Source organism: Sphaerochaeta globosa str. Buddy, assembly GCF_000190435.1.
GTDB lineage: Bacteria > Spirochaetota > Spirochaetia > Sphaerochaetales > Sphaerochaetaceae > Sphaerochaeta > Sphaerochaeta globosa.
Window position 1 is genome coordinate 1,588,969 of record NC_015152.1, and the last position, 13,401, is coordinate 1,602,369.

General features: G+C 47.0%; 10 protein-coding genes and 1 riboswitch. Of the genes, 3 read left to right on the forward strand and 7 right to left on the reverse strand.

The genetic code is table 11. From position 1 onward, the window contains the following. Positions 1 to 29 precede the first annotated feature (29 nt). From SPIBUDDY_RS15645 to SPIBUDDY_RS07485, 3 genes are all read right to left on the reverse strand, one after another. On the reverse strand, positions 30 to 4,472 hold the full coding sequence (locus SPIBUDDY_RS15645) for an EAL domain-containing protein (protein WP_013607141.1): 4,443 nt from the start codon (positions 4,470 to 4,472) through the stop codon (positions 30 to 32). Positions 4,473 to 4,541: 69 nt separating this feature from the next. After that, positions 4,542 to 6,050 carry an IMP dehydrogenase gene (locus SPIBUDDY_RS07480; RefSeq protein ID WP_013607142.1) on the reverse strand — a complete coding sequence of 503 codons (1,509 nt, stop codon included), beginning with the start codon at positions 6,048 to 6,050 and terminating at the stop codon, positions 4,542 to 4,544. A gap of 109 nt (positions 6,051 to 6,159) precedes the next feature. Further along, a complete protein-coding gene (locus tag SPIBUDDY_RS07485) occupies positions 6,160 to 8,013 on the reverse strand; it encodes a glycoside hydrolase family 13 protein (RefSeq protein ID WP_013607143.1) in 1,854 nt (617 codons plus the stop codon). A gap of 145 nt (positions 8,014 to 8,158) precedes the next feature. Here SPIBUDDY_RS07485 and SPIBUDDY_RS07490 point away from each other — a divergent pair, with 145 nt between their 5' ends. Beyond that, entirely contained in the window at positions 8,159 to 9,205 is a 1,047-nt protein-coding gene (locus tag SPIBUDDY_RS07490; protein ID WP_013607144.1) for a LacI family DNA-binding transcriptional regulator, read from the forward strand. Between the two features lies 1 nt (position 9,206). On the opposite strand, the gene SPIBUDDY_RS07495 is transcribed toward SPIBUDDY_RS07490, so the two are convergent. Then, a complete protein-coding gene (locus tag SPIBUDDY_RS07495; RefSeq protein WP_013607145.1) occupies positions 9,207 to 9,836 on the reverse strand; it encodes an adenylate kinase in 630 nt (209 codons plus the stop codon). 168 nt (positions 9,837 to 10,004) lie between these two features. On the opposite strand from SPIBUDDY_RS07495, the gene SPIBUDDY_RS07500 reads away from it, so the two are divergent. Further along, a complete protein-coding gene (locus SPIBUDDY_RS07500) occupies positions 10,005 to 11,069 on the forward strand; it encodes a uracil phosphoribosyltransferase (protein ID WP_013607146.1) in 1,065 nt (354 codons plus the stop codon). Then, the gene (locus tag SPIBUDDY_RS07505) at positions 11,069 to 11,647 is read left to right on the forward strand and encodes a tetratricopeptide repeat protein (RefSeq protein WP_013607147.1); all 579 of its coding nucleotides are present in this window, start codon (positions 11,069 to 11,071) and stop codon (positions 11,645 to 11,647) included. The genes SPIBUDDY_RS07500 and SPIBUDDY_RS07505 overlap by 1 nt, the downstream gene beginning before the upstream one ends. On the opposite strand, the gene SPIBUDDY_RS07510 is transcribed toward SPIBUDDY_RS07505, so the two are convergent. From SPIBUDDY_RS07510 to rnhA, 3 genes are read right to left on the reverse strand one after another with little or no spacing between them, the layout of a single operon-like run. Then, complete coding sequence (locus SPIBUDDY_RS07510; RefSeq protein ID WP_013607148.1) at positions 11,613 to 12,158, reverse strand: chromate transporter; 546 nt, start codon at positions 12,156 to 12,158, stop codon at positions 11,613 to 11,615. The two genes, SPIBUDDY_RS07505 and SPIBUDDY_RS07510, sit on opposite strands and share 35 nt — an antisense overlap. Next, positions 12,155 to 12,703, reverse strand: a complete 549-nt coding sequence (locus SPIBUDDY_RS07515; protein ID WP_013607149.1) for a chromate transporter — start codon at positions 12,701 to 12,703, stop codon at positions 12,155 to 12,157. Before SPIBUDDY_RS07515 ends, SPIBUDDY_RS07510 begins: the two co-directional genes overlap by 4 nt. Before the next feature lie 2 nt (positions 12,704 to 12,705). After that, entirely contained in the window at positions 12,706 to 13,155 is a 450-nt protein-coding gene (gene rnhA, locus SPIBUDDY_RS07520; protein WP_013607150.1) for a ribonuclease HI, read from the reverse strand. A 57-nt stretch (positions 13,156 to 13,212) separates the two neighbouring features. After that, positions 13,213 to 13,390, forward strand: a riboswitch (cobalamin riboswitch). Positions 13,391 to 13,401: the final 11 nt, after the last annotated feature.

Genomic DNA, 13,401 nt, shown 5'->3' on the forward strand with positions numbered 1-13,401 from the left:
GTGAACGTATCATAAAGGTTGAATTGATGTCAACCTCTTGCTAGCAAATGTCTGAAATCCGTTTGTGCAACCGGCTTCGAATAGAGAAATCCTTGGATAAGATTGCAACCTAAATCTTTCAGACAGTCTCGCTGATCAGTAGTTTCCACACCTTCTGCAATGACGGGAAAGTCAAGATTCTTTCCCAATGTGATAAGTGAAGCAATAATATGTCGACTTCGGATGCTGCCCTCCAAGGCTTGGATGAACGAGCGATCAATCTTTAATATGTCCAAGGGAAGCGAATACAGCATGTTCATGGAGGAATAACCGGTCCCGAAATCATCCATAAGAATGATAAACCCACATTCCTGCAACTCTTTCACCACCTGGCACATCTGGTCAGGATTATCAATATAGGCCGACTCAGTCACTTCCAAGTGAATCAAATGATGATCCAGATGGTACTTTTCCACGGTATTTTTGATGCGTTGTACAATCTGTCGATTACTCAAGTCTATACGTGATAGGTTGAGTGAAATCGGCACTACAGCCTCCCCATTTGTCAAACAGGAAGCGAGGAAAGCACAAATGGCATCCAAAAGGTAGAGATCGAGTGTGGTGATAAATCCATAGCGTTCAAAGACAGGAATGAATTGGATGGGAGCGATGATACCGCGCTTGGGATGCACCCAGCGAACCAATGCTTCTGCACTGATTATATGTTCCTTTTGTACATCATAAATCGGCTGAAGGTAGAACGTGAATTGGCCGGCTTCCAATGCTTGGTGCATTTCATTGAGGACATCCTGTTCATTGAACGTGTCCGACCGGAATGCAGGATTATAGAATGCATAACTTTTATGGTAGTTGTGTCTGGTTGACTTTGCTGCACTGTGAGCGCGATCAAGCAACTGGCTGACCGGCATGGACCGATCTTCAATCGCATAGAGACCGAAGACAACGGTGACGGTATACCCAATACTCTGAGAAATGGCATCCACTTCAATCGCTTTGCCCAACTTGTCCAGATCACATACTTCTTTGGGCAGGCAGGCAGCAAAATGATCACTTTCCAAATGAGCATAGACTCCAGCATCCTTGATGAAATTACGTAAGGATTTCGCGAACAGTTGCAGTACTTGGTTGCCGGTCTCAAATCCCAATAGTTCATTGATGATGCTGAATCGCTCGATATTCCAATATACCATCACAAAGGCATTATTTCGTTGCTCATCCAGCAAAGCTCGGGTCTCCTCGTAAAAACGCTGTCGGGTATACAGACCGGTAAGCAAATTATGTCCGAGTGCATAGTAGAGTTGGTTCAGGGTCTGTTCCTTCTCTTTCTGGTTATCCATTATTTCATTGATGTCGTCAAACAACAAACTGAACGGCTGTCCGCAGCCGACTACTCCAACCTGCCTGACGGTGACCTTGCTCCAAAATACCGTTTGATTTTTGGTTATCAGACGCAGCCTTAGCGACCCGTAGTGGCCGCTCATGCACATCTGTTCAACATTGCGAAGCAACAAGCTGCTGTCCTCAGGATGGAACAGCAATAATGCGTTACCATGCAACAATTCCAACAATGTACCACGCTCAAAGTCCAAGAATTGTGCCAACGTCCCATTGATATATTGCACCTGCAGTGCATCAGATTTGAACTGGAACACTGCTATTCCCTGTAGTGCCTGATCAACATAATTTTGCATACGCTGGTTCAAAGCTAAAAGATGGCGTTCCCTGCTTACATCCTGGACAGCAACAGTGACCACCTGCTCCTTTCCATAGACGGGACCAAAATGGCAACTCAGATTGAAATATCGGTTCTGAACATCCTTAAAAACAAAGGAACCCGAACCCTGATTCTTCTGTACCATCCCTTGCAGGTATTGGAGAAATTGGGTTTGGTCTTGCTCATCCAGCCAAGCAAAAGGATTGTTCTTGAGTGTCGACTCATCCATCTCCAATTTTTGCTGAAGCTGTTTATTGCAGAAAATGAAAATTGGTTTTACATCAAAACTGAAAACCAACAGAGGAATGCTCATTTCACTCAGAATTGAGGGCATCAGGTTTTTTCTACACGCAAAACCATACTCCGCAAACTCAATAATCTGTCCGCCAAGCCGTATAACCTTCCCTGTTTCGTCCGTTGAATAGGTACAGGTGAGCAGACAGGAAACGTATGTATCGGAATCTGCTCGTTTTTTCAAGCGGACGATGAACGGATTGGAGTCACCTTGAACAAACTTCGCTCTCAAGGCATCGCGCAAATAAAGGGTATCCTTTTCATGCATGCACGAAACAAATTCCCCTTGCTTCAGGAATGCGGAAAATTGGTAATGTTTTGGTTGGTTTCCTTCTACACGCATTACCGTCAGAAGATCGAGCTGAACGTCATAATCCCAGCTCTCCCCACCATAGTGCAGGCTGGCAAAATAGGTACTTAGATTGTTTTTCTCTGGTTTCAAGCCCTGGAATGCCAAGGAAGAAATTACCTCTGCTTGTTTGATTTGGTTGACAAGGACGGTCAATTTAGCAGGTCGATCATGAAACATTACCAATTTTTCTTTGTGCAGAACGGAAGTGCCATCGTCCGTATTGGATACCCAGAGTTGATACGAGTCATAGTTCAACGCATGAGTCTTGCAACTTGGACATACGTCTTGCCTGCCATACAGAACCTCAAAGCAACTCTTGCCGAGGTACCCACCCAAAGGGGCATAGCGATACCTTCCAGCTTTATTAAGGAACAGCATTTCACACGTTGCTGCATCGCTGAGTGCGATGGTATCCGGCAAATTGTCCAATATCCATTCATGGTTGGTCCAGGAATACGTTTTAGCAGCATCCATGGAAGGATCGTACAGTACACACTGATTTTTCCCCAGTTCCTTTGCACGGTACAGAGCAAGGTCCGCATTCTGATACAACTGTTCGAAGCTAAGAAATTCACCTTCCTTCATGCACAATCCAACCGAACATGTGCAAGGAATTTCCAAGGTTGGTTTTTTACAAAAGGAGGCACCCAAGGAAAAAGCTAGAGACTGCGTCTGGCAATCAGGTACGTAGGCAACAAATTCATCGCCACCAAGCCGCCCAATGATAGTCTCACCAGGAAAATGTGCCTGCAATTCTTCAGCAATCTGTTTGAGCACCCAGTCACCACGTTCATGTCCATAGGTGTCATTGATCTGTTTGAAAGAGTCTATATCAATGAGATAGAACCCACCCAGGCTCTCCTGATTCTTCAGTATGTCCTGAATCATCTCTTCAAGAGAAATTCGATTGAACAGGCCAGTCAGTGAATCGCGCTGTGAGCGCTCAATAAGCAATTGTTGGCGTATTTTATCTGCATCGATGTCCTGGATGGCAATGTATCCGATGGTCTGGGATGTTGAAGTGGAAATGCTCAGGTTGAATCTCACCCAAGGATAGCCTTTTTCTCTATAAAAAGGGTGTTGCATGCGAGCCTCGATGGAGAGCTCCTTGCGTCCTGAGGTAAAAAAGGCCTGCAACTTTTGCGAATCCGCAATATCACAAAACAAGTGAAAATAGGAAGGTTCAACGCTGGTTTTCAGTACCTGTTCAAACACCTCATATAGGTTTGTTTGACCTTTCATGATTTTCCTGGTTGCACTGTCAGCCAACACAGGTCTACCAGTTTCCAGATTGAATGCAGCAAAAAAAGCCTTGTTCTTGCCAAGCACTTGCAGTCGGGTTTCTATTTCATCATGGACATCCTGAAAAACACCGATGGCACTGCCTCTGTGTCCCTCGTTGTCTTTCAAAAATGAGTAACTGTAACGCAAATATCGATACATTCCATCCTTGTCCTTGATTTTAACGATTGAGTCGGGGGCACTGCCTTGATTCAAATCCTCAAAATCCTGTTTGAGTGTCTCTTCAAAGGAAGGATGGATGTACCCTTGCTTCAGCAGATAGGCAACTGGATTGGGTGTGTTGATTGGCTGATGTCCACCAAGGATGGTTCGCGATAAGGTTGTCACCCGTTCCTGGGCGATGTGATACTCCCACATTTCCAGGGTTGAATGCGAGAAGGCAAACTGCAGTCGAGTATTCTGTTGTTCCAATAAAACACTGCTTTGATGCGCTTCAGAGGTATCACTTGCTACAAAGTAATAGACCGGAAATTGTCCGTGGAAGCGGGCGAAACGACCGAGCAGACGTATCCAGTGCTCTTCTTCCGTATTGATGCGAAATTCAACATCGATTTCTCGATGACTTTTCTTAATTCTTGAAAAAAGGGAACTGATTCTCTTTCTATCCTGTGGATGCACAGCATTGAGCAGATGCAAATCGGTATAGGTATGAAACTCAGCGCTCGTGTAGCCCAATAACTTTGCTAATCCCCGGCTTAGGTAGGTAGCCCGAATGGTATCCCCAAGTTCGTAGACGCCTACCCCGCCGGGCAAATTGTTGATTGAGAGGAAAGCTCCCGCCTCATTGACTTTCCTCTGCACTTCTTTCATGCCTCTTACACCTCAACAGGATAAAATTGACCAATTATAGCACAATTAGTGTAAGAAGTAGCAGTATTCTTATTTTTTCGGAAGATCATTCGAATCCTTGAGCAACACATCATGGGCACCGCCTTCAATGATGGATGTGGATGATACCAACGTGAGCTTCGCTTTTTGCTGGAGCTCATCAAGGGAGATCGCTCCGCAGTTGCACATTGTGGAGGTGATTTTGCTCAACGACAGCTGCACATTGTCTTTCAGCGGACCTGCATACGGGACATAGGAGTCGACTCCTTCAACAAAGCTCAGTTTCCCATCACCACCCAAGTCATAGCGTTGCCAATTTCTTGCCCTTGCCGAACCTTCACCCCAGTATTCTTTCATGTAGGAGCCCTTCACATTCACTTTTTCAGTCGGGCTCTCATCAAAGCGAGCGAAATACCGCCCTAGCATGAGAAAGTCAGCACCCATGGCTAAAGCAAGCGTCATATGATAATCATGCACGATACCGCCATCACTGCAAATCGGTATGTACTCACCGGTTCGCTCGAAGTACTCATCCCTTGCTTTGGCAACCTCAATAAGGGCGGTAGCCTGTCCACGTCCGATACCCTTGGTCTCCCGGGTGATACAGATGGACCCTCCACCAATGCCAACCTTTACAAAGTCCGCCCCGCTCTCTGCGAGGAACAAGAAGCCTTCACGGTCTACAATGTTACCGGCTCCAACCTTTACCGCATCACCGTACTGTGCCTTTATCCATGAGAGAGTCAGCTTCTGCCATTCTGAGAACCCCTCGGAGGAATCGATGCATAGTACATCGGCACCACTTTCGATCAATTGGGGTACACGGCTCTTATAGTCCCGTGTATTTATCCCGGCACCGACAATATATCGCTTCTGCTTATCCAGCAGTTCGTTTGGATTCTCCTTATGACTCTCATAGTCCTTGCGGAATACGAAAAAACGCAAACGATTGGATGCATCCACAATCGGCAGCGTATTCAACTTATGCTCCCAAATAATATCGTTGGCTTCAGACAGGGAAACACCTTCACGAGCATAGACCAATCGTTCGAAGGGGGTCATGAAGGTTGCAATTGGAGTATCCTCGCTCATTCTGCTTGGTCGCCAGTCCCGGGATGAGACAACGCCCAAAAGAATGCCGTTGGCACTACCGTCATCGGTGATGGCAATCGTAGAATGGCCTTTCAGCTTTTTTAGCGCAATAAGATCTTTCAGTGTTTGCTCGGGACGTAGATTGGAGTCCGAAGGTACAAAACCGGCTTTGAATGCCTTCACTCTCGCAACCATTGCACTTTGTTCTTCAATACTCTGACTTGAATAGATGAAGCTCAGTCCACCTTCCCTTGCCAAAGCTTTAGCCATCTGCTCACCGCTTACCGATTGCATGATGGCACTTACCAAGGGGATGTTCAGGCTTAAGAGAGGCTGTTGTCCCTTCTTGTACTTCACAAGCGGAGTCCGCAACGAAACATTGGAAGGAATGCAATTGGTATCCGAATACCCGGGTACGAGCAGGTATTCACTGAAGGTTCTGGAGGGTTCATCAAAAAAGTATGCCATCACGCAACTCCTGGAGGGTTTTGGCACTCTATTTTGACCAGATTACCGAAAGAAAGCAAGGGTAATGCAACAAATATACCTAAATATGTTGCATTACACCATTTTCTAATCACCTCTTTGCAATAATGAGGGTTGATTCATACGGTTCTAGATCTACCTGCACTGCATCGGTGCCTATAGTGGCCTTGCCCTCTACCAACGCTCTGATGCAGAGCATTTGGTTGGAGAAGGATACAATTCTAGGCGTCTCACAACGACTGAGTACGCAAATAAGTGCAAGCGTATTGTCATATCTGGCAAACACCAGTGATGTATCATCGCTTGCAAGTATCACCCAACTGCCATGCTTAAGCGTTGATGCATAGGTTTTTCGCAAAGCACCCAATTCGGTATAGAGAGCAAAAAAATCCTGATTCCATTGCGTTTGGTCCCATTGCATCGGATAGCGGGCACGTTCAACCGACCCATACGGCCCTTGCAGGGCAATTTCTTCCCCATAGTAGATATTCGGCATACCGGGAAGGAGGTACATAAGTCGGATGAGGCCCCGATACATCGGCCAGTTGAAGAGTGTTTTATTATTGTAGAGCCTTGGCGTGTCATGGCTGTTGATGAGGTTCATCTGCATGCCTAGCATTTGACCCGGCACGGAAGTGAGATGACTTTGCAACGCTTGGGCAAATTCAAATCCGCTAAAGGGTCTCGTTTTGGGAGGTTGATGGCCCCACCCGTTGGTCATATAGCGGTCTGTTTCCCCCATCCAGGAGCGCATAGGACGGCTGCTGCCCAAGTAATTCATGGTTGCATCCCACATATCGCCTGCAAGGAAAGGAGTTGAATCAACCCAATCCTCCCCTACTAGGTACGCTTGGGGATTCTCCTGTTTGACTGCTTTACGCACTTCCCTCCAGATTTCCTCACAGAGTTGGTCATTTCCTCTTCGGCCCACTTCACTGGAAACATCCAAACGCCAACCGTCCTGAAGGTAGGGAGCTTTGAGAAAGGAACGCATTACCGAATCAGGAGAGCGATACATGAGATCACGCAAGCTCTGGCTGGTGTAATTGAGTTGGGGCAAGGTCGGAACATCCTGCCAACAGGCAACCGAGTGATCATCATTGAAATAATAAAACCCAGCTTCCGTACTATCCGGCTCGCTCTCAGCTTTCCGGTACCAGGGGTGTTCGATACCTGTATGGTTTATGGAAATGTCAATGATGATTTTCATCCCATGTTCATGCAACGTATTGCATAGGTGGGCAAAGGCCATATCCCCGCCGAGGTGTTCGTCAACATGGAAAAAATCCGTACAATCGTAACGATGGGTAGTGCTGGCACGGCCTATGGGGTTCAGGTAGAGCGTATCGATACCCAACTTCTTGAAGTGATCGATCGAATCCTCAATCCCTTGCAGGTCTCCATTGAAGAAATCCAGACACCGGCCTTGTTCGTATTCCAAAGGACTTTCATCAAAGGTATGGACGCTAACCATACCACCATCGAAGCTATACTCTCCCTCCTTACGGCCAATCGTATCATTGCCTTTACGGAAACGGTCGGGGAAAATCTGATAGCAGGTAGCACTGCCGACCCACGATACTTCCTGAAGATCGGCTCGCAAGGAAAAACATTCTCTGAGGGGAGGAACCGAGGCTTTCAACCCGGCTGCACTGTATGAGTATGCACGATCCACTGCATCGATCAGAAAGTACCAGTACATCAATTCATCCATCACCTTGATCGTACCTTCGTAGATTGCAAAGGGTGTTTCTTTTACTTTGCTGAGAATGATATGCTTTTCCCGTCCAAGCTGAAAACTGACAAGTCGGACTTCTTTGACTTGATCGGTTATACCTATCTGGATGCTCAGCTTAACAGGTTCCCCTTTTTTGGGAAACAGAGGCTGTACATAGACAAAAGAGACACTACTATCCACTCCGCTCTTCCAGGAATCTGCGTGCATACACTACCTCGCTTTACCGTTGACTGCAAATGAAAACCGGTTTAGGATAAAGTGTATACAATCTTTCAGGCAGATGCAATATTCAGTATTTGTCTTGTCTGCACTCGTATGCTACAATCAAATTTCAGTGGCAAGGATACTGCGAATGGAAGAGAATGTACCTATGGCCAAACGGCCTACAATCAAGGATATTGCCCGTGAGAGCGGGTATTCAAAAACAGCAGTTTCCTTTGCGTTCAACGACCCTTCGAGGATCAGCGAAAAGGCATGCCAACAAATTCTGTCAACTGCGCAGCGACTTGGATACATCCCGGACCCTATGGCCCGCAATTTTTCCCTTCGACGTCATGTGAGCATTGGATTTTTGTTACCTCAAATAGTACAGTACTCCCTGCAAAACCCGTATACCTTGCAGGTAATACAGGGTATTGGTACTGTGTGTGAAAAGTATGGGTATACCCTCACCCTCATTCCTCCGCTCCATAAGAGTATCACCGAAGCTGTACGCAATGCAGCTGTAGATGGTCTTATCACCATGGGAATGCAGGTGGAAATGGAAATAGTTTCCGTTATGCAAACCCGCCTGCTTCCCTATGTGACCATCGACGGAACTCCTGATGCGCAAATGCCCAGTGTTAATATTGATGATGAAAAGGCTTGCTACGATCTTATGCATCTGGTACTGGAAGCTGGACATCGGAATCTGGTTCTGATCAGCCTTTCGGAGGACGCGTTTGCCTCCCCTACCAAATCTGAAAGTGTTCCGAATAAGCGAATGCGAGGGTATCTAAGGGCAGCAGGCGAAGCCGGCCTGGTCCTGGAAAGTTCACAAGTTTTGGTAAGTGAATGTACGTTGGTGGATGGTATGCGTATCGGAAGGACCATTCTCGACCTTGAAAACCGACCAACCTGTGTGGTGGCAATGAGCGATATTGTAGCCATTGGTTGCATATTAGCTTTCAAGGAAGCCGGCCTTTGTGTTCCTGACGATATTTCGGTGGTTGGATTTGATAATATCGATGAAAGCTCCTGCATTATGCCGCAGCTGACAACTGTCGACCAGCCGGCAAAGGAAAAAGGGCGTCTTGGTGCAGAAGCCTTGTTTACAATGATCAACAAGGAACCGCTTCAAAGCGCCCATATACAAATTCCCTACCGAATCATCAGCAGGGAATCTCTGAAAAGAATCTAGCTTATTTTGCTAGTGCCTTGATCAAATCGGCCAGCACCACATCCGGTGAGGGAGAGGCGTCGATGTCCAACAGCATATTGCGTTCCCGATAATATGCGATCAGGGGCTCGGTCTGTGCTTCGTACACAGAGAGACGGTTCAGAATTGCCTCAGGCTTATCGTCATCACGCTGGATCAACGCTTCACCGGTCTCATCGTCGATTCCTTCAACCTTTGGAGGATTGTACAGTACATGGTAGGTTCTTCCGGTGGACTTGCACATGCGTCTTCCACTGAGGCGAGCCACTATCTGTTCGCGGTCCAGAACAAAATTAATCACTTTGTCCAATGATTTCATTGCAGACAGGGCATCCGCCTGAGCGATGGTCCTGGGAAACCCATCAAGAATGAAACCCTTCTGAGCATCAGCTTCCTTGAAGCGTTCCTGTACCATGGCAATGGTTACCGAATCAGGAACCAAATCACCGCTTGCAAGGATAGCCTGTACTTGCTTTCCCAACTCGGTGCCGCCCTTGATATGGCTGCGAAACAGATCCCCGGTAGAAATATGGGGGATGTCAAAATAGGTTTTTGCTTCGGACGCGATGGTCCCTTTTCCGGCACCCGGAGGGCCTAGAAATACTAGATTCATGGTTCACCTCACAACAGAAGATGCAATTATGCTAGCACAAACGAGTTCTTTTTGCATCCCAGTTGCAGAATTTATCGATAGTTTTATAGCCACATATGAACGAAACCCTTCCTTGTATAAAGCTCGGTCATGAGTTAGAATCGCAAGCGATACAGGAGACAAGTACTAATGAATAAAATTATCCTTCATGCCACAGACCTTGACGGGTATCTCAAGGAATCGGATAAAGAGAGAATTGCACATGTTGATGAGTTGTACAAGAAATCACTGAATACCTGCTCGATTTTGGAGACTGCAAGTGATGTAATGCAACTTGAGGAAGCTCGGAAAGGCTTGGTTGAAAGCGCTGGCGAGATTGGACGGTATCTGAAAAATATCTGCGCAGAGGAACCGAGCATACATGTATATTCCTTTGAGACCCCGCAGGAACAACATGGTCAGGCTAGCCGTCTCATCGCAAAGCTACGCGACCCCTCCACCGGACATGAGGAGTTCCTGTATTATATCCAGCGAGCGTATGAAATGCTTTTCTCCCATGTCTTTGCCGATGCCGCACTGCCCAGCAAACGTTCAATCATCACCAAGACACCGGTTACCGACCCGGTACGCAACTATGCCGTACATAGAATTCCCGATGTCGACTCGATCATCAATAATAGTGTCATGTGCGTCATGCTTCGTGGAGCCCTGCTGCCGAGTATGATTCTCAGTAAGGAAATCCAGGAATATTCATCCAACGATTTTGTCACTCCCTTCGCCCTCTTCAAGATTAAGCGCGACGATTCAAAGAAAGAGTCCAATATGGATTATATCCTGGATCTGGATAAGTCATATTTCGACCTCGCTTCGCTGAACGACAAGGATTTGATTTTTGCCGACCCGATGAATGCAACCGGCGGCTCTCTGGTAACCATCGTCAAGTACCTGAAGGATAACCATGTCCAACCCAGGTCGGTGAAATTCATTAACGTCATCAGTGCACTCAAGGGCTCGCTGCGGATTGCTCGCGCCATCGAGGGTGCTGAGGTATATACGTTGTGGATGGATCCTGTGCTCAACGATGCTGCCTATATCCTGCCAGGCCTCGGTGATGCGGGAGACAGGCTCAACGGTAAGGATGAACACGATAATCCACGCAACATCATCCAACTTGTTGCCGACTATGGCAGTTCCATTACCAACCTCTACCGTTCACAGGTGAGGGAGATTGAGAAGACTGTATTGGAAAACTGATGAAAAAACTGTTGGTGTTCGTACTCTGTTCGTCACTCTTGCTTGTCTCCTGTCAGACCTATCAGGCAAACAGACTTGCAGAGCAAGGGTACGAACACATGCAGGGTCAGAATTTTGATGCATCCAGTGTTTTATTTGCCAAAGCAAGCACTAAAGATGCCAAGAATCATACGTATCGTTACAACTATCTCTTGTCCCTGTTCCTGCAGGGACACTACGATGAAGTGATTGTCCAAAGTGAAGAAGCCTTTGAAACATTTCCCTTCAATCTTTCGTTTCTCCTCATACAAGCACAGTCATATGCTGAAAAACAAGAGTATGAGAAGGCGTTAGTTACGTACAACCGCCTCTTCAAACTCGACCCTGCTTCGTATGAAACACAGGCATCAGTAATGGAGCAAGCACTTCTCTGGAAGGAATATGAAACTGCTAAGGACCTTGCCCTCGGTCTTGTTAACCAAAAAGCCTATGAGAAAAAGGCACTCGGTGTACTTTCAGAGATTGCAGGCGATGATACTTGGTATGCATTGGCGCTTGCCTATGTTACGAAAGAAAAGCAATCACAATCCCAGCAATAGCTCCCAATACAATCCAAATAAGCGGATGCACTTTCTTAAAGCGTAGAACGAAAAATACCAAGATTGCGTAAAGAATTGTTTCCTGTATCCGAACCATTCCTTCAGGAAACAAGGTCACCGAGAATAGCCGTAAACCTGCAAAGGTAATAAGACCTACCACAGCTGGCCGTAGGGCATAAAAGGCATCCTTGACATATCGGTTCTTATCGAACTGGCCCAGAAAGCGGGCAATAAAGATAATAATGATTACACTGGGGGTTATTTCACCCAGGGTAGCGACGACACCGCCTACGATACCTGCTGCCTGATAGCCGGCAAAGGTTGCCATATTGATTCCTATTGGTCCGGGAGTGGATTCACTGATGGCAATCATGTCGGCAATACTTTTAGCTGTCAGCCATTGCGGATGCGTTTGTGCAAGCGTATAGAGAAATGGAAGCGTAGCAAGACCCCCACCAATGGAAAACAAGCCGATTTTAAAGAATTCCCAGTACAATTGGAGGAAAATCATTGCAAACTCCGTTTTATCTTTTGCACACTCAAGCCAAAGAAAATAGCAAACACTACTATCAGAATCGGTGATACGGCAAAAAAGAACGTACTTACCACCACCAGCAAGTAGAGCAGGATGGTGGGAATATCGATCAGACTTTTCTTTGCAAGGGTAAGTACCGATTGGGTGATGAGGGCGCAGACTGCTACCCGGATTCCTGTAAATGCATGCTGAACCCACTGATTATCCTGTACATTCAGCAGTATGGTTGCCAGGGCGGTAATCAAGAGGAGGGAGGGGCTCACCTCCCCCAAGGTAGCCACGATTGCACCGAGAATCCCGCGTTTGCGATATCCGATCATGGTAGCAGTGTTGACCGCTATGATGCCTGGAGTACACTGCCCGATGGCATAGATGTCCAGCACCTCTTCTTCGGTGACCCAGCGATGTTTGGTAATAACCTCACGTTGCAACATGGGAAGCATGGCGTAGCCGCCACCGAAGGTCAGACCGCCGATTCTGAAAAAGGAACTGTATAAATCCCACAAACGTACCGTATGCATGGTTAGGCCAATGCATCCATCGCCATACGTACAAGCTGGTCGCATCGTTCATTGCCTTCAACACCGGCATGACCTTTGACCCAGTTCCATTGTACCGGCAGATTGGCATTCAGGCGGTCCAGCTCAACCCAATACTCTTTGTTTTTCACCGGCTCCTTGGCTGCAGTCCGCCAGCCATTGACCTTCCATTTCTTAATCCAGCTGGTGATTCCATTCTTCACGTACTGGCTGTCGGTATTGAGGCTGATACTCTGGGCACCCAAGGCTTGGCTGGCTTTCAGAGCTTCGATGACAGCTGTCAATTCCATACGGTTGTTCGTGGTATCACGCTCATTTCCGCTGGCTTCCTTTTCGAATATGCCATCAGCCTTCAACACATAGGCCCAACCACCAGGACCTGGATTTCCGAGACACCCACCATCGGTATAGATCACAATTTCTCTGTACATCATAGGCCGGATAGTAATATAGAGGCCCCATGTGGTCAACCATATCAACTCTTGACAGAAGGATAAACAACTCCTTACGATACACTATCCGTGCCAAGGGAAAGGGGTTTAAGCCCCTGCGGTCCCGCCACTGTAGAGGCTGGGAATCTGTAAGAAGACACTGCAGGAACGTACTGCGGGAAGTCGCAGATTCTGGGTATGCCTAAGCCAGGAGACCTGACATGGATAATTTCCGACGACCTACGGAGT